Annotated in this window: 29 protein-coding genes; 9 read left to right on the plus strand and 20 right to left on the minus strand. The window is 61.0% G+C overall.

Annotated elements, in window-relative coordinates; translation table 11 throughout:
- Positions 1-14 precede the first annotated feature (14 nt).
- Complete coding sequence (gene queC / locus B9Z39_RS03855) at positions 15-728, plus strand: 7-cyano-7-deazaguanine synthase QueC (protein WP_108300941.1); 714 nt, start codon at positions 15-17, stop codon at positions 726-728.
- Here the strand turns inward: queC and B9Z39_RS03860 are convergent.
- Positions 725-1,132, minus strand: a complete 408-nt coding sequence (locus tag B9Z39_RS03860; RefSeq protein ID WP_100145174.1) for a type II toxin-antitoxin system HicB family antitoxin — start codon at positions 1,130-1,132, stop codon at positions 725-727. The two genes, queC and B9Z39_RS03860, sit on opposite strands and share 4 nt — an antisense overlap.
- A gap of 3 nt (positions 1,133-1,135) precedes the next feature.
- On the minus strand, positions 1,136-1,321 hold the full coding sequence (locus B9Z39_RS03865; protein WP_108300773.1) for a hypothetical protein: 186 nt from the start codon (positions 1,319-1,321) through the stop codon (positions 1,136-1,138).
- 130 nt (positions 1,322-1,451) lie between these two features.
- On the opposite strand from B9Z39_RS03865, the gene B9Z39_RS03870 reads away from it, so the two are divergent.
- Both B9Z39_RS03870 and B9Z39_RS03875 read left to right on the plus strand, forming a co-directional pair.
- A complete protein-coding gene (locus tag B9Z39_RS03870) occupies positions 1,452-1,694 on the plus strand; it encodes a type II toxin-antitoxin system ParD family antitoxin (protein WP_100145766.1) in 243 nt (80 codons plus the stop codon).
- A complete protein-coding gene (locus B9Z39_RS03875) occupies positions 1,691-2,014 on the plus strand; it encodes a type II toxin-antitoxin system RelE/ParE family toxin (RefSeq protein ID WP_100145178.1) in 324 nt (107 codons plus the stop codon). Before B9Z39_RS03870 ends, B9Z39_RS03875 begins: the two co-directional genes overlap by 4 nt.
- Positions 2,015-2,079: 65 nt before the next feature.
- Here the strand turns inward: B9Z39_RS03875 and B9Z39_RS03880 are convergent, their stop codons facing one another.
- The 13 genes from B9Z39_RS03880 to gspG are packed head-to-tail and all read right to left on the minus strand — an operon-like array spanning position 2,080 to position 15,214.
- Positions 2,080-3,921, minus strand: coding sequence for an ABC transporter ATP-binding protein/permease (locus B9Z39_RS03880; RefSeq protein ID WP_108300774.1), 1,842 nt, complete (start codon positions 3,919-3,921; stop codon positions 2,080-2,082).
- Between the two features lie 6 nt (positions 3,922-3,927).
- Positions 3,928-4,830 (minus strand): 5'-nucleotidase, encoded by a 903-nt coding sequence (locus tag B9Z39_RS03885; RefSeq protein WP_108300775.1) that lies wholly within the window; start codon positions 4,828-4,830, stop codon positions 3,928-3,930.
- 47 nt (positions 4,831-4,877) lie between these two features.
- A complete protein-coding gene (gene gspF, locus B9Z39_RS03890) occupies positions 4,878-6,092 on the minus strand; it encodes a type II secretion system inner membrane protein GspF (protein WP_108300776.1) in 1,215 nt (404 codons plus the stop codon).
- Between the two features lie 19 nt (positions 6,093-6,111).
- On the minus strand, positions 6,112-7,500 hold the full coding sequence (locus tag B9Z39_RS03895) for a GspE/PulE family protein (RefSeq protein ID WP_108300777.1): 1,389 nt from the start codon (positions 7,498-7,500) through the stop codon (positions 6,112-6,114).
- A 3-nt stretch (positions 7,501-7,503) separates the two neighbouring features.
- Complete coding sequence (gene gspD, locus B9Z39_RS03900; RefSeq protein ID WP_108300778.1) at positions 7,504-9,648, minus strand: type II secretion system secretin GspD; 2,145 nt, start codon at positions 9,646-9,648, stop codon at positions 7,504-7,506.
- A gap of 5 nt (positions 9,649-9,653) precedes the next feature.
- Positions 9,654-10,514, minus strand: coding sequence for a type II secretion system protein N (gene gspN, locus B9Z39_RS03905; protein WP_108300779.1), 861 nt, complete (start codon positions 10,512-10,514; stop codon positions 9,654-9,656).
- A gap of 4 nt (positions 10,515-10,518) precedes the next feature.
- Complete coding sequence (gene gspM / locus B9Z39_RS03910; protein WP_108300780.1) at positions 10,519-11,052, minus strand: type II secretion system protein GspM; 534 nt, start codon at positions 11,050-11,052, stop codon at positions 10,519-10,521.
- Complete coding sequence (gspL, locus tag B9Z39_RS03915) at positions 11,049-12,254, minus strand: type II secretion system protein GspL (RefSeq protein WP_158269447.1); 1,206 nt, start codon at positions 12,252-12,254, stop codon at positions 11,049-11,051. The genes gspM and gspL overlap by 4 nt, the downstream gene beginning before the upstream one ends.
- 8 nt (positions 12,255-12,262) lie before the next feature.
- A complete protein-coding gene (gene gspK / locus B9Z39_RS03920; protein WP_108300782.1) occupies positions 12,263-13,252 on the minus strand; it encodes a type II secretion system minor pseudopilin GspK in 990 nt (329 codons plus the stop codon).
- Positions 13,249-13,944 (minus strand): type II secretion system protein J, encoded by a 696-nt coding sequence (locus B9Z39_RS03925; RefSeq protein WP_108300783.1) that lies wholly within the window; start codon positions 13,942-13,944, stop codon positions 13,249-13,251. Before B9Z39_RS03925 ends, gspK begins: the two co-directional genes overlap by 4 nt.
- A 10-nt stretch (positions 13,945-13,954) precedes the next feature.
- Positions 13,955-14,341 carry a type II secretion system minor pseudopilin GspI gene (gspI, locus tag B9Z39_RS03930; RefSeq protein ID WP_100145201.1) on the minus strand — a complete coding sequence of 129 codons (387 nt, stop codon included), beginning with the start codon at positions 14,339-14,341 and terminating at the stop codon, positions 13,955-13,957.
- A complete protein-coding gene (locus tag B9Z39_RS03935) occupies positions 14,338-14,772 on the minus strand; it encodes a prepilin-type N-terminal cleavage/methylation domain-containing protein (protein ID WP_108300784.1) in 435 nt (144 codons plus the stop codon). The genes gspI and B9Z39_RS03935 overlap by 4 nt, the downstream gene beginning before the upstream one ends.
- 10 nt (positions 14,773-14,782) lie before the next feature.
- Complete coding sequence (gspG, locus tag B9Z39_RS03940; protein WP_100145205.1) at positions 14,783-15,214, minus strand: type II secretion system major pseudopilin GspG; 432 nt, start codon at positions 15,212-15,214, stop codon at positions 14,783-14,785.
- Between the two features lie 21 nt (positions 15,215-15,235).
- Here gspG and B9Z39_RS03945 point away from each other — a divergent pair, with 21 nt between their 5' ends.
- Complete coding sequence (locus B9Z39_RS03945; RefSeq protein ID WP_100145207.1) at positions 15,236-15,676, plus strand: general secretion pathway protein C; 441 nt, start codon at positions 15,236-15,238, stop codon at positions 15,674-15,676.
- Positions 15,677-15,707: 31 nt separating this feature from the next.
- On the opposite strand, the gene ilvA is transcribed toward B9Z39_RS03945, so the two are convergent.
- Positions 15,708-17,285 (minus strand): threonine ammonia-lyase, biosynthetic, encoded by a 1,578-nt coding sequence (ilvA, locus tag B9Z39_RS03950; protein WP_108300785.1) that lies wholly within the window; start codon positions 17,283-17,285, stop codon positions 15,708-15,710.
- Positions 17,286-17,374: 89 nt separating this feature from the next.
- On the opposite strand from ilvA, the gene B9Z39_RS03955 reads away from it, so the two are divergent.
- From B9Z39_RS03955 to B9Z39_RS03965, 3 genes are all read left to right on the plus strand, one after another.
- Positions 17,375-18,289 (plus strand): DUF535 family protein, encoded by a 915-nt coding sequence (locus B9Z39_RS03955; protein ID WP_158269448.1) that lies wholly within the window; start codon positions 17,375-17,377, stop codon positions 18,287-18,289.
- A gap of 123 nt (positions 18,290-18,412) precedes the next feature.
- A complete protein-coding gene (locus B9Z39_RS03960; protein WP_108300787.1) occupies positions 18,413-18,862 on the plus strand; it encodes an OsmC family protein in 450 nt (149 codons plus the stop codon).
- A 45-nt stretch (positions 18,863-18,907) separates the two neighbouring features.
- Positions 18,908-19,255, plus strand: a complete 348-nt coding sequence (locus tag B9Z39_RS03965) for a nucleotidyltransferase domain-containing protein (RefSeq protein ID WP_146183274.1) — start codon at positions 18,908-18,910, stop codon at positions 19,253-19,255.
- 1 nt (position 19,256) lies between these two features.
- On the opposite strand, the gene coq7 is transcribed toward B9Z39_RS03965, so the two are convergent.
- Complete coding sequence (gene coq7 / locus B9Z39_RS03970; RefSeq protein WP_233248909.1) at positions 19,257-19,886, minus strand: 2-polyprenyl-3-methyl-6-methoxy-1,4-benzoquinone monooxygenase; 630 nt, start codon at positions 19,884-19,886, stop codon at positions 19,257-19,259.
- Positions 19,887-20,050: 164 nt separating this feature from the next.
- Here coq7 and B9Z39_RS03975 point away from each other — a divergent pair, with 164 nt between their 5' ends.
- Together B9Z39_RS03975 and B9Z39_RS03980 are read left to right on the plus strand one after the other, a co-directional pair.
- Positions 20,051-21,265 (plus strand): porin, encoded by a 1,215-nt coding sequence (locus B9Z39_RS03975; RefSeq protein ID WP_158269449.1) that lies wholly within the window; start codon positions 20,051-20,053, stop codon positions 21,263-21,265.
- Positions 21,266-21,398: 133 nt separating this feature from the next.
- On the plus strand, positions 21,399-22,076 hold the full coding sequence (locus B9Z39_RS03980; RefSeq protein WP_233248910.1) for a nitroreductase: 678 nt from the start codon (positions 21,399-21,401) through the stop codon (positions 22,074-22,076).
- A gap of 3 nt (positions 22,077-22,079) precedes the next feature.
- Here B9Z39_RS03980 and B9Z39_RS03985 read toward each other — a convergent pair whose 3' ends face one another.
- The 3 genes from B9Z39_RS03985 to B9Z39_RS03995 are packed head-to-tail and all read right to left on the minus strand — an operon-like array spanning position 22,080 to position 25,248.
- Entirely contained in the window at positions 22,080-23,261 is a 1,182-nt protein-coding gene (locus tag B9Z39_RS03985) for a thiolase family protein (RefSeq protein WP_108300791.1), read from the minus strand.
- Positions 23,240-24,679, minus strand: coding sequence for an AMP-binding protein (locus B9Z39_RS03990; RefSeq protein ID WP_108300792.1), 1,440 nt, complete (start codon positions 24,677-24,679; stop codon positions 23,240-23,242). Before B9Z39_RS03990 ends, B9Z39_RS03985 begins: the two co-directional genes overlap by 22 nt.
- Positions 24,679-25,248 (minus strand): biotin transporter BioY, encoded by a 570-nt coding sequence (locus B9Z39_RS03995; RefSeq protein ID WP_100145225.1) that lies wholly within the window; start codon positions 25,246-25,248, stop codon positions 24,679-24,681. The genes B9Z39_RS03990 and B9Z39_RS03995 overlap by 1 nt, the downstream gene beginning before the upstream one ends.
- Positions 25,249-25,279 lie beyond the last annotated feature (31 nt).

The following is a 25,279-nucleotide window of genomic DNA, read 5'->3' on the forward strand; positions in this document are numbered from 1 at the left end:
CGCCACATCGCCCCATTCACCGCAACGCCCTGGTTTTGTTCTCGGGCGGGCAAGACTCCACCACCTGCTTGGCGCACGCGCTGTCGCAGTACGAACGGGTGGAGACCTTGGCGTTTGATTACCGGCAACGCCACCACGTGGAGTTGGAAGCACGGCTGAATGTGTTGCAACACATCAAGACCACCTTCCCCCAATGGGCGCACAAATTGGGTGAAGACCATTTGCTGGACTTGGCGGTGCTGGGTCAGGTGAGCGAAACCTCGCTGACGCGCGACATGGTGTTCAAGATGGAGGCGTCGGGCCTGCCCAACACCTTTGTGCCGGGCCGCAATTTGCTGTTCTTGACCTTGGCGGCAGCGCTGGCCTATCGACGCGATCTGGACGTGATCGTCACCGGTGTGTGTGAAACCGATTTTTCGGGCTACCCCGACTGCCGTGACGACACCATGAAGGCCATGCAAATTGCCTTGTCACTCGGCATGGACCGTCGCTTGTTGATCGAGACCCCGCTGATGTGGATCGACAAGGCGCAGACCTGGCAACTCGCACATGACTTGGGTGAGCGTGCGCAAACGGGAGGGGGCGATGCCTTGGTGCAACTCATCGTGGAGCAGACCCACACCTGCTACCTGGGCGACCGCACCCACCGCCACGACTGGGGCTATGGCTGTGGCACCTGCCCTGCTTGCGATTTGCGCGCCAAGGGGTGGGTGCGTTGGCAGGGTTAAGCTGGGTTGCGTCGTCCTAAACCTTCGGCGATCAAAGCCAGAACCAACGCGTTGAGCGACACGCCTTCAGTTTTTGCTCTTGCGGTCAGTTGCATGTGCATGGAGCGTGGAAGCCGAGCCAAGACTTTCCCCGATGCGGAGGCAGGGGTGAAATCATTCGCATTGAATGCAGGGGAAGGGATTTGTTGTCCCATATCCACCATGGCGCTGACCGTGGCAATAAATGCTTCTCGGCCATCGGCAATCGCTTCGAGCGCAGTTGCTCCATCGCCCATGACGCCAGGAATGTCGGGCATGGTGAACATGAAACCGCCCCCCTCAGCCGCATCAATGGGGCTGACAACATGGCTGTAGGCGTCGAAGGGAAATGCAGGTTTCGCTTTTGCTATGCGCTTAACGGTCATGACTTACTCCTGAATTTGATCGATCAACGCAACGAAGCGCTTGATGTAGATGGCCTTGATGGGCCGGTGGGCTGGAACGGTGAGCAGTCTTGCCATGACCCAGTCATTCGGGTTTTGGCGCATTGCATTGAGTAACTTGGTTGCCGTGTCCATGGTTGCAATGATATCGCCGGTGATAGCAATTCGCAAGACAATAGGGCCGTGCTGGTATGGCGTGGCATGGCATGGCGTGAGCTGGGCAGAGCATTCGCCCTGGGTCTACACCACCTGAAGCACAAACTTCGGCGCTGCTGCCTTTCTGTGTGTTTAAGATATGCGCATGAGTACCATGAATATTTCACTGCCAGACACTTTGAAATCTTTTGTCGATGACCAAGTCGGTCAGCGAGGCTATGGCAGCGGCGGTGAATATGTTCGAGACTTGATACGTAAAGACCAAGACCGCCAGCAATTGCGATCTATGTTGCTGGTGGGCGCACATTCCGAATCTGCAGCGCCTGCTGATGCCGCTTATTTCGAGCGTCTGCATCAGCGAGTTAAACGAACGACACACCTCAAGTGAAGTTCAAACCAGTCGTTCCACGTGCAAAGGCGAACGAAGACGTTGAGCATGCGATCGACCATTACCTAAAAGAGCAGGCAGACGCAGCTGCTTTGGGTTTCATCAAGGCCCTAGAGCTTGCCTATACGCATATTTCTAGGCATCCGGCGACGGGTTCGCCTCAATATGCCCACCGCTTGGACTTGCCGGGTCTGCGTTCATGGTCACTGAATCGCTACCCCTATCTGGTGTTCTACATAGAGTCGGCGGATGCCATTGACGTTTGGCGTGTCTTGCACATGAGCCGCGACATACCTGCATGGTTGGCACAAGAACTATGAAAGACCGGGCACGCTGGCAGGCGTGAGCTGAGCAGGGCCTGAGCCCTGTGCCCTGAGCCCTGTGCTTACACCACCTCAAGCACAAACTTCTGTGCGCTGCCCTCAGGCGCTGGCGTGAACACCCATTGCGTTTGATGAAACACCGCCACACCGGGGCGGTGGGCGATGGACACCAAAGCGCCACCTTGCGCGCGCACCAGAGCCAGCAGTTGCTCGTACAAAACTTTCTCACCCGCTTCGTCCAGCGCACTGGTGGCCTCGTCGGCAAAGACCCAGCGTGGGCGCTTGAGCAGCACGCGCGCCATTGCCAAACGTTGTTGCTCGCCGCCGGAGAGCTGTTGCGTCCAACGGCTCTCGGTGTCGAGCTGCGTCATCAGGTGCGGCAGCAAGGCATCGCTCAAGGCCTGGCGCAGCGCGTCGTCGCTGTAGTGGTCCGCTGCATCGGGGTAGGCCAGGGCCTGGCGCAAACTTCCTTCGGGAAAGTAAGGGCGCTGCGGCATGAACATGCTGCCTGCGGGCAGTGCAACCAAAGCCTCGGGTGAGGTGATGAAGTCTTGTTCCGAGGCGATGCTGGCATAGGGCCAGATGCCCGCGAGCACACGCATCAGCGTGGACTTGCCGCAACCCGATGGCCCACGAATCAACACGCTGTCGCCTGCGCTGACGTGCAAGGCGGTGTTGGCCAGCAGCACCTCGCCATTGGGCAGGCACACCGTCAGAGGCGCGGAGTCGAGCACGTTCAATGCCGTACCCAAAACGTGAGGAGTGGCGCAGGGGGTGGGTGTGAGCGCAATGGCCGACATCTGCTCTTGGAAGCTGGTCAACCGCAAGGTGGTGGCCTGCCAAGAAGCCAAGCGGCTGTAGTTGCTGATGAACCAACTCAGCGACTCTTGCACCTGACCAAAGGCGGAAGAAATTTGCATCAACTCACCCAGCTGAATGGCGCCACTGAAGTAGCGCGACGATGCCACCAGCATGGGGAACACCACCGCCGCCTGGCCGTAGCCCGAGTTGAACCAGGTGTAGCGCTTTTGCACCCGCAGCAAGCGCATGAAGTTGTCGAGCACCTGGCCAAAGCGCACTTGCAGCGAGGCGCGCTCGACCGCCGCACCGCGGTCAAGGGCGATGGCTTCGCCGTACTCGCGCACGCGCATCAGGTGGTGACGAAAGTCGGCCTCGTAGCGTTGTTGCGCAAAGTTGAGCGAGGCCATGGACTTGCCAATCCAGTGCCCAATCAAGCTGCCAGCCAAGGCATAGGCCAGGGCCATCCACACCATGAAGCCCGGAATGTTGAAGGCCTCACCCCCCAGCTCAAAACTGAACCCACCTGACAAGCCCCACAAGATGCCGACAAAGCTCAGCAAGGTGACCGTGGCGTCCAGCAGTCCCAGGCTCAGACCCACGGTGTCTGAGGTGAACTGCTGCACATCTTCTTGAATCCGTTGGTCGGGGTTGTCGGTGCCGCTGCGGGTGCCGGTGGCACTGTGCTGCGATTGCAATTCGAGTTGGTAGAAAGCGTTGTTGGAGAGCCAGCGTTCTAGGTAATCGCGCGTCATCCAGGCGCGCCAACGCAGCTCCAGCAATTGCGTCAAATAAAAGCGGTACACCGCCACCAAAATGAAGCAAGTGGCCAGCAGCGCAAACACGCGCAGTTGCTGCCAGAACACCTCGGCGTTTCGGTTTTGCAAGGCGTCGTAGAACACGCGGTTCCAGTCGTTGAGCAAAACCATCATGTAGACCATGCCCAGGTTCAGCGCCACGCACGCGGCCAATAGGCCACGGGCATGCCATCGTTCTTCGGCGTGTAAAAAATAAGGCGACGACAAGGCCCAGACTCGGCTGAGTTGCAAACGGTTTTTTTGCCATTGGCTCACCAAGCCCAGAGAGACGGCACGAACAGCGTTCATCGGGATTTACTCGGAAGGGTTGCGCACGCCACTGGCCACATGGCCCGCAGGCACGTGACGGGCAGCTGACTCGATGTGGCCGGTTTGGTCATCGAAGAAAAAGTCGGGTTCGAACTCGCGCAAGAACTCGCCCTTTTCCAGCCCGCCCAAGAACATGGCTTCATCCACCTCGATGTTCCAGTTCATGAGCGTGCGAATGGCGCGCTCGTGGGCCGGCGCACTGCGTGCCGTGACCAAGGCGGTGCGAATGCGCATGTGCGGCGTGCCCGCTTGTTGCAACACTTGCAGCGCGGCCAATAGGGGTTTGAAGGGGCCGGCCGACAAGGGCTGGGCAGCTTTGTCTTTTTCGTGTTGCTGAAACGCGCTCAGGCCTTCGGCTTGGTACACGCGCTCGGCCTCGTCGCTGAACAGCACGGCGTCGCCGTCAAAGGCAATGCGCACTTCGTGGGGGTTGGCCTCTGAGGCATGGGCCGAATGCGGGTACACCTGCGCGGCGGGGACACCCGCATCGAGCGCCGAGCGCACGTCGGACAAATGGGTGGACAAAAACAAGTTGGCGTTGAGCGGGCGCAGGTAGCGCCAGGGCGATTTGCCCCGCGTGAAGCTGCCGCGCTGGATGGGCAAGCCATAGTGCTGCGCCGAGCGAAACACACGCATGCCACTGACCGGGTCGTTGCGCGAGAGGATCACCACCTCCACGCGCTGTGCCGTGGCGTCGTTGAAGGCCAGCAGCTTTTGCACCAGTGAAAACGCCACGCCCGGTTTGGCCGGGGTTTCTAGGCGGTCGAGTTGCAGCTGCATGTAGGCGCGGTCGTCGCCTTGTTCGAAGATGAGGTTTTCTTCTTCAAAGTCGAACAAGGCACGTGACGAAATGGCCACCACCAACTTGCCATCCAAAGAAACGCTCATGTTTTTTCCATCCCTTGCGTGAATCGTTAATTGGGGTCAGAACCCAATTATTTGATCAGGTTGTTGAGCTGAATGATCGGCAGCATCACCGACAAAACGATCAGCATCACCATGCCCCCCATCAGCACAATCAGCAGGGGCTCGAGCACCGTGGCCAGTTGCAAGGCGCGGCGTTGCACCTCGGCGCTGAGTTGGTTGGCCGCGCTTTGCAGCATGGCGGGCAAGGTGCCGGTTTGTTCGCCCAAGCGCGAGAACATGACCAGCAAGCGCGGAAAGCGCGGGTGCTGCGCCAAAGCCGTGGCCAGTGGCGCACCTTCGCGCACCAGCACCAGCGCGTCTTGTGCGTCGTGGCGCAAGGCGGCGTTGGACAAGGTGTCAGCCGCGGCCTGCAGGGCTTTCAAAATTGGCACGCCTGCTGCGGCCAGCATGGCCAAGGTGCTGGCAAAGCGCGCCGCGTTGTAGCCGCGTGCCAGACGGCCCACCAAGGGCAGTGTCAGCCAGGCTGCATCAAAGCGCAGACGCAAACCTGGTTGTTTCAGAGCCTGCCGTGCCACCAAGCCAGCCGCAACGATGAACACCACACCGTAGAGCCAAAAGTTTTGCACCGCCTCGCTCAAGGCCAGCATGGCGTTGGTTAAAAACGGCAAACTGCGTTGGTTGTTGCTGAACACCTGGGCCACTTGGGGCACCACATAAGCCAGCAAGAACAACACAATCACCAAGGCCACCAAGCTCACGATGGCCGGGTACAAGCCTGCGGCCAGTAGCTTGCTGCGCAGGGCTTGCTGCTCTTGCAAGTCGTCGGCCAGTCGTTCAAGCACCAGACCCAAATGGCCACTTTGCTCGCCTGCACCAATGACCGCGATGTAGATGGCCGAAAACTCACGCGGGTGCTGCGCCAAGGCTTTGGCATAGGGCGAACCGGCGTTGACCTCGGCGCGCAGGGCCGACACCACATCGCGCTGGCGCGGTGTTTCGGCTTCTTCGGCCAGGGCGCTGAGTGCACGCTCCAATGGCAAGCCCGCGCCCACCAGCCCGGCCAGCTGGCGCGTCCAAGTGGCCAGGGCCGAGCCGCCAAAGACCCGCGATTGCCAAATGACGGTGTTGAGCCCCTGGCTGGGCTGCTGCATGGCATCCACCTTGAGTGGCACCAGGCTTTGCGCGCGCAGTTGGCTGCGCGCGGCACGGGCCGTGTCGGCCTCTAGCACGCCCCGGCGGGTTTGGCCTTGGGCGTCGAGGGCTTCGTAGGTGTAGGCGGGCATGGCGTGTGTGGGGGCGGCTTCAGTCCCGCGTCACGCGCACCAGTTCTTCGGCGCTGGTGATGCCTGCGCGCACCAGGCGTTCGCCGTCGTCGCGCATCAGGGTCATGCCGGCACGCAAGGCGGCTTCGCGCAATTGCGCTTCGCTGCTTTGTTGGTGAATCAGGGCACGGATGTCGTCGTTGGTGGTGAGCAGCTCAAAGATGCCGGTGCGCCCCTGGTAACCGCTGTGGCCGCAGACTTCGCACCCTTGACCTGCGCAATGGGTGCAGCGCTTGCGCACCAAGCGCTGGGCCAGCACGCCCAGCAGCGACGAGCTGAGCAAAAAAGGCTCCACGCCCATGTCGGTCAAACGGGTCACAGCGCTGGCCGCGTCGTTGGTGTGCAAGGTGGCCAGCACCAGGTGACCGGTGAGCGAGGCTTGGATGGCGATTTGCGCGGTCTCGTAGTCGCGGATTTCACCGATCATGATGATGTCGGGGTCTTGCCGCAAGATGGCGCGCAGGGCCTTGGCAAAGTCCAAATCGATTTTGGGGTTGACCTGGGTTTGACCCACCCCCGCGAGTTCGTATTCGATGGGGTCTTCCACCGTCATGATGTTGTTGCGTGTGGCGTCCAGCCCTTGCAGCGCGGCGTACAGCGTGGTGGTTTTGCCCGAGCCCGTGGGGCCCGTGACCAAGATGATGCCGTGGGGCTGTTGCACCAGGGCTTCAAAGCGACGCAGAGTCTCGCCCTCCATGCCCACGGCTTGTAATGTGAGACGACTTTCTGATTTGTCCAGCAAGCGCAACACCGCGCGCTCGCCGTGCGCACTGGGCAGGGTGGACACGCGCACATCGATGGCGCGCTGCCCCAAGCGCAGCGAGATGCGGCCGTCTTGTGGTAAACGCTTTTCGGCAATGTCGAGCTCGGCCATGATCTTCAGGCGCGAGATGAGCGCGGCATGCAAGGCGCGGTTGGGTTGCACCACTTCGCGCAGCGTGCCGTCCACCCGAAAGCGCACGCTGCTGTGGCGCTCGTAGGGTTCGATGTGGATGTCACTGGCACCGTCGCGCGCAGCCTGTGTGAGCAGCGCATTGAGCATGCGGATGATGGGTGCGTCGTCGGCAGCTTCGAGCAGGTCTTCCACGGCAGGCAGCTCTTGCATCATGCGGCTGAGGTCGGTGTCGCTTTCCACTTCGCTCACCACGGCAGCGGCGTTGCTGTCGGCTTGGGCATAGGCCTCGCTCAGGCGCTTGGCCAGGGTGGCTTTGTCGGTGTACTCAAACGCTTGTACGGCGTGGCGGCGCAGCACCTCGCTCCAGGCTCCGGGGTCTGGCGCATCGCTGTGCCACAGGGTGAGGGTGTGACCATCGTCCTCCAGCAGCAGCTGGTGGGTGCGGGCAAAGGCGTAGGGCAGCGGGCGACGCATGGCTTATTTGTTGGGCGTGGCTGCGGGCACCGAGCCGGGCAGGGCTGGCATGATCGCCGCGCCGCCGGTATCAAGCAGGCCGTTTTGAGGCGGTTGGGCGTTTTGTTGCAAGCCCAGCATTTGTTGGTAACGGTTGTTGCTCAAGGCTTCGGTGGCGTTGGCGTCACGCACCACCACGGGCCGCAAGAACACCATCAGGTTGGACTTGGTACGGCTGCGCGAATCGCTTCTGAACAACCAGCCCAAGCCCGGAATGTCACCCAGGCCCGGCACTTGGCTTTTGTTGCCTGAGTATTCGTCAGACAGCAAACCACCCAACACCACGATGGAGCCGTCCTCCACCAACACGTTCGACTCGATGGAGCGTTTGTTGGTGATGTAGCCCGAGGTGGTGGAGGTGCCGATGCTCGACACCTCTTGGAAGATGGTGAGCTTGACGGTGCCCGTCTCGCTGATTTGAGGCTTGACCTTGAGCGTCAGGCCCACGTCTTTGCGCTCGATGGTTTGGAACGGATTGACCGAACCCGTGGCCGTGTTGTTGCTGGTGTACTGGCCGGTGAGAAACGGCACGTTTTGGCCCACCACGATCTTGGCTTCTTCGTTGTCGAGCGTAAGCAAGTTGGGCGTGGACAGAATGTTGGCGTCGGTGTTGGTCTGCAAAAAGTTGGCCAGGCTGCTGAGCACATTGGTGCCATTGATGTTGCGCACCGTGCCAATATTCAAGCCGCTGGAGATGCTGGCTGTGCTGGCTGTGGTGCCCCCTTGCGACAAGGCGACGATGTTGCCGGTGGTGCCAAAGCTGGTGCCTGCCACGCCGGACGACCCCACGGCAGTGAGCCACTGGATGCCAATTTGTTGGGCCTTGCTGGCGTTGACCTCGGCAATCAAGCTCTCCACCATCACCTGGGCGCGGCGTTGGTCGAGCATGTCAATCACGGCGCGCAGTTGGCGGTATTGCGGTTCAGGCGCGGTGATGATGAGCGAGTTGGTGGCCGTGTCGGCCTGAATTTGGCCGCCGGTGGTGCTGGCGTTTGAGCTGCTGCTCCCCAACGTGCTGCCCATGCTGCTGCCTGCACTGCTGCCGCCCGTACCGCTGTTCATGCCCGGGGGTTGCGATGCCATGGCACTGCTGTTGCCCGTGCTCAGCGATGGGCTAGCACTGCTGCCTGTGCCACCGCTGACGGCAGCGCGCAAGGTGGCGGCGAGCTTGGTGGCGTCGGCGTTTTTCAAATACACCACGTGGATGTTGCCGCTGGGGTTGCTGCTGCCGGGTTGGTCGAGTTTTTCAATCAAGGCGCGCACCAGCGCCAGGCGTGCGGGGTTGGCGGCGCGCACGATCAAGGCGTTGCTGCGCGGCTCGGCCATGAGGGTGGTTTTGTAGTCACTGCCGGTTTGACCGGGTGTGGGCGTGATGACTGCTGAGGTGTTGCTGCTGGGTTCGATCAGGCGTGTGACCAAAGGCGCCAAGTCGACCGCGATGGCGTGTTTGAGGGCAATCACTTCCACGTCGCTGGCGTTGGGCACATCCAGGGCCGCAATGATGCGCGCCATGCGCTGCAAGTTGTCGGCGTAGTCGGTGATGACCAGCGAGTTGTTGCCGGGGTTCACATTGAGTGTGTTGTTGGGGCTGATGAGTGGGCGCAGCACCGGCACCAGGTTGTTGGCTTGCTCAAAGTTGAGCTTGAAAATTTGTGTCACCACCTGCCCACCCGACGCGCCGGGGCTGGCCTTGGACTGGTCCACCTGTTGCACGCTGCCGCCTTGCAGCTTGGCATCGGCTTCGGGCACCACCTTGAACAAGCCTTGGGTTTCCACCACGGCAAAGCCTTGCAAACGCAAAGCGGCCAAGAACTGGGCCCAGGCCTCGGCGGGAGACACGGGTAGTTCGGTGCTCAGGTTGAGCGTGCCTTTGACACGCGGGTCGACCACCAAGTTTTTGTTGGACAAGGTGGCCAGGGTGCGGGCCACGCTCTCGATGTCGGCGTTGACAAAGTTCAGGGTGATGGGCTCTGGCGCGGCAGATTTTTTAGCGGGACCAGCAGCGTACGCCAATGACCCGCCGCTGAGCGCGGGCAGCAACGCCAAGGCCAAGCTGAGAGCCCAAGGCAAGGCGCTGGAGTGGGGCGTGTGTGTGTGTGGCTTGGGCATAGGTCTTAACTCAGTTCCATGATGGATTTGGCACCCCGGCGCTGGCCCAGGATGTTCAGCAAATTAGAGAGTGCGGCTTCGAACTCTGGTGCGGCCGATGCCTCACCTTGAAAGCGCAAGCGTTGGTTCAGCCATTGGCCGCTGCCTTGAAGTTGCAAGCTGCCTTCCAGGGTGTCGAGGGTCATGGCCATTGTGTCACCGCCGCGCACTTGCACCCGGTAGCTGCCCAGTGGGCGCAGGGTGGACAAACGGGTGCTCAATTGCAGCAGCTGCAACTCGGCCAGCCCCTGGAGTTGTGCCTGACCTGCCTGCACTTGCCATGACAAGCCTTGGGTGCGCAGCAGCATTTGGCCTTCTGGCTCAATGGTGTTCCACGGTGCGCCCAGGCCCACCAACCAGTGGGCCGGCCATTGGGAGGGGGAGGGTTGGTCGTCGATGGCCACCCGCAGGCCGCCCCACAAGGGCGAGAGCGACAGCGTCAAAGGCTGTGGCGTGCAGCAGGCAGTGGACAAGCGAAGCCCCAGCGCCACCCCTGTGCTGCGGCTGAACTGTGGTTGCAACTGCCAGTGCAGCGGGGTGGGCAAGGCCCTGTCGGTGGCGGCATCTGGCGCGCCGTTGCGCAGACCTGTGCTGAGGACCCACTGGGCTGACCCTTGCCACACCGTGCCTTGCGCGTGCTTGAGCAAGACGCGTTGTTGGCTGAGTTGCGCCACGCCATCAGCCACCCACTGTGCCGGTGCTTGTGTGACCAAGCCTACCAGCACGCCCAGTGCTGCGCCCCAACTGGCCCAGCGGCGGCTGTGGGCGGTGCTTGAGGGCTTGGGCGCTGTGCGCTGGGCAAAAGAGGGCGAGCTGCTTGGCGGCACCGGGCTACCTCAAGGTGCTGGTGTCAGCGTTGGGGCTGCGGCTGGGCAATCGCAGCACCAGGCTGCCGTTCCAGCTGATGGGGCTGTTGGCGCTGGCCGCGTTGGTTTGCGTCAGGTGCGCTTCGATCGGCAAGGTTTGCGCCTGGGCGCGTATTTGGCTGAGCCAAGTGGCCAAGGCGCTGGCGGGTAAGGCTTTGAGTTGCACGGTCACACGGTCGCCTTGCACATTCAATTGCATGGCCGGCCCGTGAGGGCTGCTGAGGCTTTGCAGCGTGCGCAGCGCTTCGTCGCGAGGCAGCGGCGTTCGCTGTTGCAAAGCCTGGGTGTGGGCTTGCAAGGCTTGCATGTGGGCGACTTGCTGTGTGAGTTGCGCACGTTGCGCGTCACTGTGGCGCAAGGTGCGCCAAGCCGGGGCCACGGACAAGCTGTAGACCAAGGCCACCAGCAGCACCCAGCCCAGCCAGGTCAGACTGCGCTGTTCGCTGCCAGACAGGGCTTGCCAGCGGGCAGACACGGTGGCGCGCAACGCGGTCTTCATGGCGTGCCCTCCGCTTGCAGCAACCAGTTGTCGTTGCCTTCTTGGCGCAAGCGCAGGCCTTGTGCATGCAAGGTGTTGTTGGCCAAACGGCTCTCTTCGTCCGTCAAGCTCATGCCTTGGATGCGTAACACGTGGTCGTCAAAGTGCAGTTGCGTGGGGGTCTGTCCGCTCGGCAGCACAAGCGCCAGCGCTGCCAGCAAGGGCTCAAAGTCGGTGCTGGAGGCGGCCCCCGTTTGTTGCTTCAAGGCGTCGACCTCGCGTTGCATTTGCAGCGGGGCGTCTACCACCAGCGTGACGTGGGGGAAGGTGGTTTTCAAGATATTGGGCAGAGTCCGTTGTTGCTGCTCCATGGCGTGTTGTTCACGCCAAGCCAGGGCGTTGAGCCCCACCCATTGCACCACCAGCAGGCTGACCACGCCAACGCGCACCGGGTGCCACGCGGGGGCATGGCGCACGCTTTGCCAACTGCTTTGCAGCCAGCGTTGCAGGCGCTGTCGCCCACCTTGGGTCCATTCGCCCTGGGCCAAGTCCCAGCGGGTTTGGCTGGCAGCGGCCAGCCAGCGCTGCGGCGCGCTTTGCAGCACGGGGGGTTGTGGCAGCAGTTGCTGCGCGCGCGCCACCATGGCGGGCTCAGCGTGGATGTGCAGTGCCGGGTCGCGCAGCGCGGCAAACGCCGGCCATTGCGCGGTGTTGGGGGGGAGCAGGGTGACGCCTTGCGCGTGGGTGAGTACACAGCTGGCATGGTCGGGGGTGCCCAACACATGGAGCAGGGGCGTTTCGCTGGGGCTGAGTTCGGGCACCAGGCGCTGCACCGTCAAGCCTGCGGCTTGCAAGGGGGCCAGGCTGTCGCGAAACCACTGTTTGTCGCAAACGGCCACCCAAGTGTCGCCGCCGCTTCGGGCCTGTGCGCGGGCCTCGGCGGGCAGCACCAGGTGCAGTTGTTGCGGGTCGTCGAGCAAGCGGTCTTCCAGCAGGCCCGCCAACACCGCGTCCAGGCGGTTGCCTTGACTGCCCGGTGGCAAGGGCACGCTGAACCACGACAGGCGGCTGTGTGGCACCACGCCCACCACCTCGCCCGCATGCAAGGGCAATGCAGCAGCGGCGCTGCTGGCGCTGCGCAACACGCTTTGGCCGTCTGATTCTGCGTAGGCGTAATCGGGGGGCGCGGTGCTGTGGCTGTGGGGAAGGGCGATGATCAGCATGGGAACAGTCATTGTAGAGACGGGGTCTGTGCGCTAGCCCACTGACCGGCCTCGCGCCAGAGCACTTTCACCTCAGTTTGATCGCGCTCTAGCAGCGTGTGTTCCTGCATCAGGGTGTGGGCCATGCGCAGCCGTCCAAAAACTTCAAAAAAGCGTGTGTTGACGCTGTGCGTGGCTTCGCTCACGCCCGAGCTTTGGGCCCCGGCTGCTTTTTGAAAATCGGCCAAGCTGGCCCAGTGGCTGCGGCTGCGTTGCTGCACCAAGCGTTGGGCATCGGCCAGCCCCAGGCCCTTCACGCTGGCGAACAGCACTTCGGCACTGGCGGTGTTGACGTTGATGGGCGTGCGCACCGGCAACAAGGTGATGTGCGGCGAGAGCTGGCGCAAGGTGCTGGGTGTGAGGCCGAGCCAGGTGAGCTGCTCGATGTGTTGCGGCATCAATGGGGACGATGCGCTGTTGACTTTGCGTTGTGCGTTGGCCAGCCCTTGAGCCAGCACGCTGAGCTGTTCGGGCGGCAGGTTCAGCACCTCGAACAGACGCGCAAAGACTGCCAGGGCTTGGGGGTCAACGCGCTCACCGTCGAACAGGTTGGTGATGTTGAGTCGGGCTTGCAAGTCGTTGATCTGGCCCGACAAAAAGACTTGGTCGGCCAGGGTGTCGTCGTCGCTGTTGCTGGTGCCGTCGGGCAGAGCCGACAAAAAGCTCGACAAGCGCGCTTCTTGCAGCGGCACGGCCCAGGGTTCTGCCAGATGGTCGGTGGGGGTGCTGGCCTTGTCGGCCCGCGCGTCTTCGCGCAGGATGACGCGCGCCCAGTCGAGCGCGCCCGCCAGCAGCCAGCGGGCTTGGGCATGTTGTCGTTCAGCGCTTTCTACCTCGATGGTGCGCCATTGTTGCCACAAGGCACCCGCTGCCAAGGTGGCCACCAAGGCCACGGTAAGCATGGCCGCCAGCAAGGCGGCACCACGCTGTGGGCGGTGGGTGCTGGGCAGGTGCTTCATGACTTGGTGTTGCTGAAGTTGGGGCGCACCCAGTCGAGGCTCAGGCGGCCGCGCATGCCGGCGCTGGCTGGCAAGTCGATGAGCAGGCGGATGGCGTCGGGCGTGTTGTTGGCGCTGTTGCCCGGGGTGGGTGTGGTGGTGTCGCTGCTGGCCGCGCTGGAGAGTGGGTTGGTCCAGGCGTTGCCCCGAAAGTAGCTGAGTTGCCACTGATCAAGTGGCAGCAGCACGGTCTCGCGGGTTTGGTCGTCGGTGCTGGGGTTTTGCGCCCAGCGCGCGGCTTGTTGCCAGGCTTGTGCCAGCGTGCTTCGCTCGGTGATAGCCGGGGATTGCCACCGTACCCATTGGCCGGTGCCGGCCTGTGGCGTGCCTCTGCGGCTCCAGGCCACCACCCACATACCAGGGTCGCTGCCGTCGTTGGACCACGCACTGCTGCGCCGGGTGATGCGCAGCACTTGGCCGTCCCACAGCACCCCAGCGTCACTGAGGCCAGGCACGGGCTGCATGGCGTCGAGGTCGGCCTGCCACTGGGCCAGCACGGTTTGCAGCACGGCGGTTTGGTCCACGCGTTGTTGGGTGACCTCGCGTGTGCGCAGCAGGCCGTCAATGCCACGCCAGCTCAAGCCCGCCAGCACCGCCATCAGGGTGATGGCGATCAGCAGTTCGATCAGGGTGAAGCCGCGCTGTGTTTTCATGCTGGCTCGGTCAATAACGCCCGAGCACGGTGGCTACGCGCAAGATGGGGTTTTGGGCGTCAAACACCTGGGCTTCGACGCGGCGAAACGAGGGGTTGGGTGTGCTGCGAATGGTGAGTGCCACTGCGAAGTTGCGCTCGGCCTGCACGCAGGGCACGCGGGTGTCGCCCACGCCGGGCAATTGTTGCGACAGGCGCAGTTGGTGCAGGGCGTTGTCAGCGCAAATTTGGGCCAGCAACACGTCGCTTTGACGCTGGGCGTTGAAGATCAAAGCCCCGCTGACTTTCATGCCCGTCATCAAGGCCAAGGCCACGATGGCCAAGGCCACCAAGACTTCGATCAGGGTGAAGCCCTTCCCTGCGTGCGGGGTGTGTGTGCGGGCGCGGTGCTGCGTCATGGCTGCACCACCTGAAAAGGCCGCAGTCCATCGGTGGCAATGCGCCGCGTGGCGATGTTGTTGCCAGTTGCAACGGGCGCGACCAGCGTGATGCTGGCAGGCGCCACGATGGGCTCGGGCCCCAGCACAACAGCGGGCGCTTGTGCGGTGGTGCCAGGCGTGAGCCAAGCTTGTTCGTTGGGTGTTTGACGCGGGGCTGTGGGGGCTTGGATGACAAAGCCTTGCGCGGTACTGCGCCAAACCAGAGGGATGCCGCTGGTGCGCGATTGGGCACGGGCAGCTTCGAGGTAGGCGATCAGGCGTTGTGCCTCGCGGTCGAGCTGGGTTTGGTTGCTATCGCGCAAACTCAAGGCCACGCCCGCCATGGCAAAGCCCATGATGGCCAGCACCACCAACAGCTCCAACAGGGTCAGGCCACGTTGGCGCTGCATGCGCGGGGGCTTATTGCCAGCTGCCGATGTCGGCGTTTTTGCCTTCGCCACCGGGCTGACCGTCAGCGCCCAGGGACAACACATCGACTTCACCTTTGACGCCTGGGTTCATGTACTGGTAAGGGCGGCCCCAGGGGTCGTTGGGCAGTTTGTCGATGTAGGGTTTCCAGTTCAGCGGTGCGGGGCCGCTGCTGGGTTTGACCACCAGGGCTTGCAAGCCTTGTTCGGCAGCGGGGTAACGCTGGTTGTCCAAGCGGTAGAGCTTGAGCGCTTGCATGAGGTTGTTCACATCGGTGCGGGCGGCAGTGCCGCGTGCGTCGTCGGCGCGGTCGAGCACATTGGGCACGATCAACGCTGCGAGCACCCCTAGGATGGCCAGCACCACCATCAACTCAATCAGGGTGAAGCCGCGCTGGCGCTTGGGTGTTGGGAGGTGTGTCATGCCCTGAATCATAATCCGCGTATGTTTTTGCCACGTTACCCATTCCTCTTGGTGCGCACTGCTTCTTTGGTGGTGTGGGCGCTGGTGGCTTTCAGTGCCGTAGCGTGGGGCTTGCGTTGGTCGGCCAGTGGCAATGCCGATGCGCTGAGTCCACTGGCCCAGCCCACACCCACTGAGCCTGAATTGGAAGCTGCCGCGCGCAGTTTGGGTGCGTTGCCTGCGGCGGCTGTGGCTGCACCGACCTTGGCCAGTCGTTTTCAGCTGGTGGGGGTGCTGTCGGGCGGGGCGTCGCAAGGTGCCGCGTTGATTGCGGTGGACGGCAAGCCGGCACGGCCTTACCGCGTGGGCCGTGTGGTGGTGGACGATTTGGTGTTGCAGTCGGCGCAAGGCCGGCGCGTGAGTTTGGGGGCCAGTGCGCAAGGCCCCGCCACTTTGACGCTGGAACTTCCTGCTAAAAAATAATGTGGTCACCACGCCGTGGTGACCACATGTTTCAGCGCTGCAAAAACAAACGGTAAGCCGGGTTGCGCGTTTCTTCCACGTAGGGATAGCCCAGTGCTGACAAGAAGGTGGCAAATGCCTTGTCGTCGGCCTTGGGCACTTGCAGACCCATCAAGATGCGCCCGTAGTCGGCGCCTTGGTTGCGGTAGTGGAACAGGCTGATGTTCCAGCCCGGGCGCATGGCGAGCAAGAACTTCATCAAAGCACCCGGACGCTCAGGGAACTCAAAACGCAGCAAACGCTCTTCGTGGGCCAGCGCCGAGTGGCCACCCACCATGTGGCGGAGGTGTTCTTTGGCCAGTTCGTCGTGCGTGAGGTCGATGGCTTCAAAACCGTGCTTGGTGAAGTGGGCTGCAATCTTGCTGCTCTCGCCTTTGACGCCGGTGGTCAAGCCGACAAACACATGGGCTTTGTCGGCGTCGCTGAGTCGGTAATTGAACTCGGTCACATTGCGTGGTGTTTTACCGCCGCCAAAGCTGGGCAGCTGGCCAATCAGCTCGCAAAAGCGGCGCAGGCTGCCGGGTTGCTCGGGAATGGTGACGGCAAACAAAGCTTCGCGTTCTTCGCCCACCTCGGCGCGCTCGGCCACAAAGCGCAGGCGGTCGAAGTTCATGTTGGCGCCGCACAAAATGGCGGCGTAGGTCTCGCCTTTGGTTTTGTGCTCGGCCACGTATTGTTTGATGGCGGCCACGGCCAAAGCCCCTGCGGGTTCGACGATGCTGCGGGTGTCCACAAACACGTCTTTGATGGCGGCGCACACCGCGTCGGTGTCGACGGTGATGTAGCTGTCGACCAATTTGCGTGAGATGCGGAAGGTTTCTTCGCCCACCAGCTTGACGGCGGTGCCGTCGGAGAACAGGCCCACATCGGTGAGTGCAACGCGTTTGCCTTTGGCGACGGATTGCATCATGGCGGAGGAGTCGTCCATTTGCACACCGATGACTTTGATCTCGGGGCGTACCGCCTTGATGTAGTTGGCCACGCCGGAAATCAAGCCGCCGCCGCCAATGGCCACAAACACCGCGTCAAGTGGGCCTTGGTGCTGGCGCAGCATTTCCATGGCGATGGTGCCTTGACCTGCAATCACCTCGGGGTCGTCAAACGGATGCACAAAGGTCATGCCGTTTTTCTGCTCCAACGTGAGCGCGTGTTGGTGTGCGTCGGAGTAGCTGTCGCCATGCAACACCACCTCACCGCCGAGTGCTTTGACGGCTTCAATCTTCAAAGCAGGTGTCGTCACGGGCATCACGATCACCGCTTTGGCCCCTAGGCGGCTGGCACCGAGCGCTACGCCTTGGGCGTGGTTGCCTGCGGAGGCACAAATGACGCCTTTTTTCAATTGCGCGGGTGTGAGGTGCGCCATCTTGTTGTACGCGCCGCGCAGCTTGAAGCTGAACACCGGTTGTTGGTCTTCGCGTTTGAGCAACACGGTGTTGTGCAGACGACGGCTCAGGTTTTTGGCCACTTCCAGCGCGGACTCTTGGGCCACGTCGTAGACGCGTGCCGTCAAGATTTTTTTCAGGTAGTCGGCAGGGGTCAGGGCGTTGGTTTTTGCGGGACGGGTAGACATGTGACTGATTGTCTCTTATGCATGAAGGCAGAGGCCTGTGAGACGGTCAGCCACTACACTCATCCGGTATACAAATTTGTGATTCTTCTGTGCTGCCTACCCCCCAATCCCTTTTTCAACGAACCGACGATGCCTCGGGTGGCAGCTTGCAAACGTTCAAGCGGTGGCTGAAGTTTCGGCTGCGTTTTTTCTGGCACCGTCGCCATATTTTTGCGGTGCACGACCACCTCCATCAGCTGGGTTTGGCGTCTGTGCTTGAGCGCGACCCCTTGTTGGTGGTGCGCTGCACCCGTGCGTATTTGTGGAGCGGCTTGGCTGCGCAGGGGCGCGCAGCTGCCCAAATGGCACACTTTGATTGGCTGGTGCAGACCTTTTCATCAGCCCAAGCCTCGGCGCTTTACGCGTTGCATTCTTGGTTGTTGTGTGAATGGACCTTGAAAGACCGGCAGGTGCGCATCGTGCTCAGACCTGGCCGTGCCTTGGCGCGTGAGGGTGAGCTGGAGCTGCACCTTGAACTCGACGGCAGTGCGGTCATGCGTGCTGCGTTCAGCGTGTTGCCCGAGCACATGGTGGGTGGCACAAGCTCAGGCGCGGTGTTGGTGGTGGGCAATGTGCAGGGCTCGCAAGAGGGCAAAGATTTGGTGAAAGACTTCACCCAATTGATGGAGCGCACTCGGCCCAGCGGCATTTTGCTCAATGCCTTGCAAGGACTAGCCCAAGGTTGGGGTCTAGAGGGCTTGTTGGGTGTGAGCGATGTGGGCCACGCGTATGCCGACTACCGCAGCTTGTCTCAGCGGGTGGGTATGAGCTATGACACGCTGTGGCAAGAACTGGGTGCTGAGCAACGGCTGTCGGACATGCATTGGAGCCTGCCGCTGGTGTGGCTGCCCCGTCCCGAGAGTGAGGTGGCCTCTAGCAAAAGATCACAGCTGCGTCGGCGCAATGACATGCGCCAGCAGGTGCTCGGTGCTTGTTTGGCGGCGGCACAAACACGACGCCCATAAAAAAACCCCGAGTCTTGCGACTCGGGGATAAATCCACTTTTGAGGGTGGAGGAGACAAGTCTTAAGTGTATACATAATTTGAAGACTTGTGCGTATTTGTCAGACATATCAGGAGAAGAAAACATGGAATGCACCGTCAGCTGGACAGGCCAAAGTGGCACACGTTCAGGCATGGGGTTTATCGCTGAAACAGGCAGTGGTCACGTCATTGCCATGGACGGCGCACCGGACGCAACCAAGCCCGAAAACGGTGGCCAAAACCTGGCGCCTCGCCCCATGGAAACCGTGTTGGCTGGCACGGGCGGTTGCACCGCTTATGACGTGGTGTTGATCTTGAAGCGCGGACGCCATGATGTGCGTGGTTGCAGCGTCAAGCTCACCAGCGAACGCGCCGAGGTCGACCCCAAAGTGTTCACCAAAATCAACATGCATTTCACGGTGACAGGCAAAGCCATACCTGCATTGGCTGTGGAGCGTGCCATTGCCATGAGCCATGACAAATACTGTTCGGCCAGCATCATGCTGGGCAAGACCGCAGAAATCACCACCAGCTTTGAGGTGGTGGAGGTTTGAGCGACGGTCTTGCTCGTGTTGGCGGCCCGACCTAAGATCAATCGCATGCGCCTGACACCCGAAGCCATTCAAACCATCACCCAAGCTGCTCAAGCTCGCTGGGGCGATGGTGCTTGCGTGCGTTTGTTTGGCTCACGTTTGGACGATGCAGCCAAAGGCGGAGACATTGATTTGCACATCATCGTTCCTGCCAAGCTCGATAACCCGTTGTGGGAAAGTGCACAATTTGCTGCTTATTTGCAGAGGCAATTAGAGGGTAGAAAAGTCGATGTCCGCCTGCTCGAATTTGGACAAGAGCAAATCTCGATTGATCGCGTGGCGCTGGCTGTGGGCGTGCTCATCTCTACGCACGCCACTCAACGCTTAGTTGAGCGAACGCAAGCCTTGCTGTGAGTTAAACCCGATGCGCCACGGTGGTCATCACCTTGGCCATCACGCGCATCAACCCTTGCACGGGGGGGGGCAACGTCAAAGCACCTGCTGCCTCGGCCTCTTTGGCATGACGTGCCTCGTCGGTTTTCATTTGCGTCACGATGGCACGTGACGCCAGGTCATGGCTTGGCAATTGGTCTAGGTGGCTTTGCAGGTGCGCTTCCACCTGACGCTCGGTTTCCACCACAAAACCCAAACTCACGCGGTCGCCCCCCAGCTTGCCCGCCACAAAGCCAATGCCAAAGGCACCGGCGTACCACAACGGGTTCAACAGGCTGGTGCGCCCGCCCAATTCACGCAAACGTTCTTCGGTCCAGGCCAGGTGGTCAGTTTCCTCTTCGCTGGCCGCCAGTAAGTGTTGGCGCAATGCGCTGTCGCGTGTGGCCAAGGCTTGGGCGGTGTAAAGCGCCTGTGCGCAAACCTCACCCACATGGTTGACCCGCATCAACGCAGACGCTTCCCGTTTTTCGGCCTCTGACATCGGGGGTGTCGACGCGGGTGGGTACACAGCACTGGGGTTGACGCGGGCTGCGTGGTGAGAGGCGAATACGGTGCGCAAGGCACTGTCGAGAGCTGAGATCAGGGTATCCATGGACAAAATCTTAAGCCATGTTGCATTCATGCAACGCAATAGCCCTATTTTTCACGCTTGTCATGGCTTGGCCCCTGGGTCTCTGGTTCAATAGCTCCAACTTCCAGAAATGGTGGTTGTCCCGGTTAGCCGGAGACCTTGTTCAAACCTTGGAGAACCTTGAAATGAAAAAAACCCTCGTTGCATTGGCTGCATTGGCTGCCACCGCTTCTTTCGCACAATCTTTTGTCACTTTGTCTGGCCGCGCCAGCATGGACGTGTCTACTTACGAAGCTACTGGTTCGACCATTGGCGCAACCAACGACTACCGTAGCCGTGTTCGCGTTGCTGACACATCGTCACGCATCACTTTCGCTGCTCAAGAAGACTTGGGCGCTGGTTCACGCGCTGGTGTGTACTGCGAAACTGGTATCAACATTGACAACGCCAAGGCAACTGGTCAAGCTGACAATGCCAACGCCAACACTTCTGAGTGGTGCTCGCGCGAAGGTCGTTTGTACTACGGCAACAACACAGCTGAAATCCGTTTGGGTCGCCAAAACGTGTGGTGGACCCAAGGTGCTCTGAACCAAGTGGGTTCACGTCACATGGGTTCTGACTCCATTACCAACCTGCAAAACGGTGGTGTGGGCGTGTACGGCGTTCGCTTGGAAAACATGGTTATGGTTAACTTCAACAGCGGTTTGGGTGCATTCGCTGGTTCACAAGTGTATGCAGGCCGCATGGGTACAACCACTGGCGAAGGCGCTGCTGCAAACACCAACACCAACGGCCAATATGCTGGTGGTAAGTTGATGTACACCGCTGGTCAAATCGTTGGTATGGTTGACTACCAAACTTCGCACAATTCTGCTACGGCTACTGGTGTGAGCAGCTTTGATCGCTCAGCCACCAAACTTGGTTTGGGCTACAAGTATGCAGGTGCAGCTAGCTCCAGCATCGTGTCTGCTCAAGTGTGGAACAAGAAGCGTACAGACCTGTCTGGCGTAGCTACTTTGAAACTGTCTGGCGGTGGTGCCCAAACGGCAGTGCTGAGCACAGATACTGCAAACACTGGTTCAGGCAAAGACTCTGGCTACGCATTCAACGTTGAGCACGACCTGGGCGCTAACCGCATGTTGGTTGCACAGTATGGCAAAGCCAACAACCTGAAGAACGCTTCTGGCGCTGAGCAAGATGGCACAGGTGCAACTGCTTACACCATCGGCTTCCGTCAAGCCCTGTCTAAGCGTACCCATGTGTATGCTGCTTACCACACCATCAAGAACGATGCCAACATCAACTACAACATGAGCGGTGGCAACTACGCTTCTGCTGCTGCTGTTGGTAATGGTGCACAAGTCAAGATCATGGCTCTGGGCATGCAACACGACTTCTAATCCCTACGCTGGCGCAAGCCAGTGAAGGATTTGAAAAGTCTCAAACCCCGTCACTCGCAAGAGTGGCGGGGTTTTTACATATGGGTGGTTAAACTTGCAGGCCTATGTGGATGTCTATTTCAACCCTGACGCTGTGACTGCTACCGCCCCTCTCGCATGCGTGTTGGCCGAGCGTCATTCGGTTCGTGGTTATCTTGCAAAACCTGTTGCTGATGATGTGCTGCGTGAGGTGGTGGCGTTGTCTCGCCTGGCACCCAGCGGGGCCAACTTGCAGCCAGGTACTTTCGTTGCCGTGCAAGGCGAAGTACGCCGTGCCTTGAGTGCCGATTTGCTGCAAGCCTATCGCAGCCAGCAGCAAGAGGCAGAAGACTACAGCTACTTTCCTAGCCCCATGCCCATGACCTTGAAGCGTCGCCAAATTGCATCGGCCAAGGCTTTGTATGACGCCCTGGGTATCGCGCGTGAGGACCGCGCCGGGCGGGATGCGCAGTTTGAACGCAATTTCAACTTCTTTGACGCACCTGTGGCACTGGTGTTGACCATTGCCCATGACCTGGGTAGCGGTTGTTACATGGATTTGGGCATGGCCTTGTATGGCCTGATGTTGGCAGCCCAATCCAAGGGCTTGTCTACCTGTGCGATTGGCGCCATGGCCTCTTACCCCAGCCTGATTCGTCGGCATTTGTCGCTGGACGAGACGTCCAAAATTGTGTGCGGCGTGGCCATGGGCTATGCAGACCCCGATGCAGCGGTGAACCAAACCCGAACTTCACGGGTCCCGCTCAACGACTATTTCAAGACCGTAGGCTAAAGGCTAGAGCCGTTCTACAACGGCTGCTGCACCAATGCCGCCAGCGCCTGCCACTGCCACCAACCCTTGCCCACCCGCTGGCGCATCCAGCGCCAAATTGGCCAGCAATTGCACCAGCGCAATGGCACCGGATGCCCCAATGGGGTGACCACGGGCCAAGCCACCACCGCGTGGGTTGATGCGCTGTGGGTCTAGGCCGAGGGCGCGACAAAAGCTGAGTCCCTGAACGGCAAAGGCGTCGTGCAGCTCGACGGCAGACAAGGCCTCACATGACGGTGTGCCTGCGCGTTGCAAGGCTTCAAGGGCCGCGTGCTGCGCTGCCAGCAAAGGCGTGTCAGGCGTGCCGCCAACAGACGCGTTGCTGACCCAAGCTGCTGTGGGGTGAAGGCCCAGCTTGTCACAGGCTTGTGCGCTGACCAGCACCACAAAAGCAGCCCCATCGGCTTTGGCTGAAATGCCCAAGCGGCTGATGCTGCAATCTGACGCGATGCCCACAAGTGTTAAAGCATCCAAGGCATCGGTTTGTGCGGCTATGGGCATGCGTGCCGCGCGCGTGGCATCGATGGTTCTGGGGTACAGGTCGTGGCGCACGCCTGCAACCGCCACGATGTCATGCGCCAATTCCGCTTGATGTGCCACTGCGCGTTGGTGGCTCAGCACGGCATAGGCGTCTTGTTGCTCACGTGTGTTGCCGTGTTGTGCGGCATAACGGGCGGCAGACAACAACAGATCGGGGTCGTGTGCAGGGTCGGGGGCAAAAGGCGGGCGCTCGAACGGCACCGGGGCTTCGCCGGGCTGGATCGGTCGGGTGAAGCGCATCGGCGAGCGACTCCAAGCCTCCACACCACCCGCGACGACGACATGTGCCTGACCCGACGCGATCAGTGCCGCGCCCATGCTCACTGCGTCCAAGCCCGAGCAGCACTGGGTGTCCACGCTCAAGGCCGCGCAACGCTCAGGCAAGCCAGCTGCCAAAGCCACCATGCGTGCGGGGTTGCCGCCAGCACCCAAGGCGTTGCCCACCAGCACCGCATCCACCGCCTGAGGGCGGATGCCTGCACGCCCCAACAAGGTTTGCACCACAGGTGCTGCAATCTCATGCGCGTGCAAAGCCGCGAAGGCGCCGCCGTGTGGCACCACCGCGCTGCGAGCCCAGCCCGCGATCAAGACAGTGGGTGCAGACATGGTGACGTGGTGCCCTCAGAAGAGTTCAGGTGTTGGCTCAACATGAGCCCCAGGGCGTGGTGGTCGGTTTTGTCGCTGGCCGTGAATGGCCATGTGTCGCAAATGAAATAACTCCGGGGCACTTTGTAGCTCTCTAGCTGCGTTCGGCACCAATTGGCTAATGCAAATGCCGACAGCACGCCCTCGGTCGTGGTGCCGGGTGTGACGTGCACGATGGCCACTACTTGCTGTCCGCGTACCGGGTCAGGCACCCCGTGCACGGACGCTTGGTCGATGGCGTCACAGCGGGTGAGCACCGCTTCGACTTCTTCTGGAAAAAGATTTTTGCCCTGGGTCACCACCATGCGGTTTTCGCGTCCGACCAGGCAAAGATAACCTTGTGGGTCGATGTACCCCATGTCACGCACTGACAACCAGTCGCCATCACGCAGCGCAGCCGTGGCGTCTTGCTGGCCGCCAACATAGTCCATGAATAACATGGGGCTGCGCACATAAATAAGCCCAGCGTCTTGTCCGGGCTGGCGGCGTATGTCCAATTCAACGCCTGCGAAGGGACGTCCTACAGCATTGGCGGGAGCTGCCTCATCGGCATTCATCCAGGCCATGAAGCTGGTCTCTGAGGCACCGTAAAACTCCACGATCTGCGCGTCAGGAAACAAGGCTTTGAGTTCAGGGGTGCGGTCACGCATCCAGCGTGCACCGCTGATCAAAATCAAGGCCACATCCGCTATGGGCGCTAAGCTGCGGCGTGCAGCCAGCTCCAGCATCATCACCAACTGGCTGGGCACGGCCACCAGGCAGGGGGTGCGTCCTTGGCGCAGAGTGTCCAGTGCGCGTGCTGCCGAAAACCGGTCTTGCACCACCACGCCAGCCCCAGTCCACAAGCCCAGCAACATGCCGAATAAAAACAAGGAGTGAGACACGCGCCCCGGCGCCAAGACGCGGGTCTGCGCAGCGGCTGCGAAGGTGTCAACACAAACCTGGAAGCTCTCGGTCCATGACCGATGGTGTCGCTGAAAGCCTTTTGGGATGCCCGTGCTGCCTGAGGTGAACCCAATGTAGAAGGGCGATTCGGGTTGAGGCAATCCACTGTCAAAGGGCTGGTGGGTGAGCGACTGGCGCACCGCATCGCGCGTTTGTGTGGTCCAGTCTGGATCACAGACTGCGGCGCATCTACCGCTGCTGACAATGCCCAAGAAGTCCACCACCTGATGTAGCGTGGACAAGCGCTCGTTGACAAACACCGTGGCAGGTGCCTGCACTTGGCTCAGGGCGTCTGCAGCTTGTATAACCGCGTGGTGCAGTTGCGCAAACGTGAGAGAGGTGGTGCCGTCTTCAATGGCGACGGCGTCGCCGCGCAAGCGGGCCCAATGCGCCAAAGGGGCATGGACCCCGTCTTGCGCGAGGACTGCATGCATCACACAGCGCGTCCGCCAAAGCGCCAATCTGGCATGCCACGTGCCACGGTGTGGACGACCATGGCACACATGCCGCACTTGATGAGGTCACCGGGCACAAACGCCAACGTGCCAAGGAATGCTTGCGACACATTGAGGTTAGCCAGGTAAACCAAGCCCACCACGCCGCAAGCGTGGACCACCAGCAAACCACCCAGGGCCGAGGCGATGAAAGCACTGATGGCGGCACGTTGTGGTGAGTGTGTGGGCAGCAAGGCCATGAGCCCGCCTGTGACGAGTGCGCCCAAGGGCCAACCGATCAAGTAGCCGCTGGAGGGTGCGAAAAACACACCCAAACCGCCCCGCCCGCCAGACAGCAAAGGCAAGCCCAGGGCCACCGCAAACAAAAACAACATCAGGGCTTGAAAGCCCCGTTTGGGCCCAAGCATGCAGCCAGCCAGCATCACACCCAAGGTTTGCAGCGTGATGGGCACGCCCAGGGGCAAGTCAATTTTGGGGATCAGCCCCAAGACAGCCAGCAAGGCGGCAAACAAAGCAATGAGGGGCGTGGCGCGTAGCGAGGTGTTCATGGCAAATCAAATCAATTCAATGGGGGCAACA

Origin of the sequence: Limnohabitans sp. JirII-29 (assembly GCF_003063395.1) — a bacterium.
In the GTDB taxonomy this organism is placed as follows: Bacteria; Pseudomonadota; Gammaproteobacteria; order Burkholderiales; family Burkholderiaceae_C; genus Limnohabitans.

Excerpts from the sequence above, each read along its gene's own strand:
- B9Z39_RS03860 (WP_100145174.1), bottom strand. The coding sequence starts at position 1,132 with ATGACCGTTAAGCGCATAGCAAAAGCGAAACCTGCATTTCCCTTCGAC.
- B9Z39_RS03870 (WP_100145766.1), top strand. The coding sequence starts at position 1,452 with ATGAGTACCATGAATATTTCACTGCCAGACACTTTGAAATCTTTTGTC.
- B9Z39_RS03880 (WP_108300774.1), bottom strand. The coding sequence starts at position 3,921 with ATGAACGCTGTTCGTGCCGTCTCTCTGGGCTTGGTGAGCCAATGGCAA.
- B9Z39_RS03885 (WP_108300775.1), bottom strand. The coding sequence starts at position 4,830 with ATGAGCGTTTCTTTGGATGGCAAGTTGGTGGTGGCCATTTCGTCACGT.
- gspF (WP_108300776.1), bottom strand. The coding sequence starts at position 6,092 with ATGCCCGCCTACACCTACGAAGCCCTCGACGCCCAAGGCCAAACCCGC.
- B9Z39_RS03895 (WP_108300777.1), bottom strand. The coding sequence starts at position 7,500 with ATGCGTCGCCCGCTGCCCTACGCCTTTGCCCGCACCCACCAGCTGCTG.
- gspD (WP_108300778.1), bottom strand. The coding sequence starts at position 9,648 with ATGCCCAAGCCACACACACACACGCCCCACTCCAGCGCCTTGCCTTGG.
- gspM (WP_108300780.1), bottom strand. The coding sequence starts at position 11,052 with ATGAAGACCGCGTTGCGCGCCACCGTGTCTGCCCGCTGGCAAGCCCTG.
- gspL (WP_158269447.1), bottom strand. The coding sequence starts at position 12,254 with ATGCTGATCATCGCCCTTCCCCACAGCCACAGCACCGCGCCCCCCGAT.
- gspK (WP_108300782.1), bottom strand. The coding sequence starts at position 13,252 with ATGAAGCACCTGCCCAGCACCCACCGCCCACAGCGTGGTGCCGCCTTG.
- B9Z39_RS03925 (WP_108300783.1), bottom strand. The coding sequence starts at position 13,944 with ATGAAAACACAGCGCGGCTTCACCCTGATCGAACTGCTGATCGCCATC.
- gspI (WP_100145201.1), bottom strand. The coding sequence starts at position 14,341 with ATGACGCAGCACCGCGCCCGCACACACACCCCGCACGCAGGGAAGGGC.
- B9Z39_RS03935 (WP_108300784.1), bottom strand. The coding sequence starts at position 14,772 with ATGCAGCGCCAACGTGGCCTGACCCTGTTGGAGCTGTTGGTGGTGCTG.
- gspG (WP_100145205.1), bottom strand. The coding sequence starts at position 15,214 with ATGACACACCTCCCAACACCCAAGCGCCAGCGCGGCTTCACCCTGATT.
- B9Z39_RS03945 (WP_100145207.1), top strand. The coding sequence starts at position 15,236 with ATGTTTTTGCCACGTTACCCATTCCTCTTGGTGCGCACTGCTTCTTTG.
- ilvA (WP_108300785.1), bottom strand. The coding sequence starts at position 17,285 with ATGTCTACCCGTCCCGCAAAAACCAACGCCCTGACCCCTGCCGACTAC.
- B9Z39_RS03960 (WP_108300787.1), top strand. The coding sequence starts at position 18,413 with ATGGAATGCACCGTCAGCTGGACAGGCCAAAGTGGCACACGTTCAGGC.
- B9Z39_RS03965 (WP_146183274.1), top strand. The coding sequence starts at position 18,908 with ATGCGCCTGACACCCGAAGCCATTCAAACCATCACCCAAGCTGCTCAA.
- coq7 (WP_233248909.1), bottom strand. The coding sequence starts at position 19,886 with ATGGATACCCTGATCTCAGCTCTCGACAGTGCCTTGCGCACCGTATTC.
- B9Z39_RS03975 (WP_158269449.1), top strand. The coding sequence starts at position 20,051 with ATGAAAAAAACCCTCGTTGCATTGGCTGCATTGGCTGCCACCGCTTCT.
- B9Z39_RS03985 (WP_108300791.1), bottom strand. The coding sequence starts at position 23,261 with ATGTCTGCACCCACTGTCTTGATCGCGGGCTGGGCTCGCAGCGCGGTG.
- B9Z39_RS03990 (WP_108300792.1), bottom strand. The coding sequence starts at position 24,679 with ATGCATGCAGTCCTCGCGCAAGACGGGGTCCATGCCCCTTTGGCGCAT.
- B9Z39_RS03995 (WP_100145225.1), bottom strand. The coding sequence starts at position 25,248 with ATGAACACCTCGCTACGCGCCACGCCCCTCATTGCTTTGTTTGCCGCC.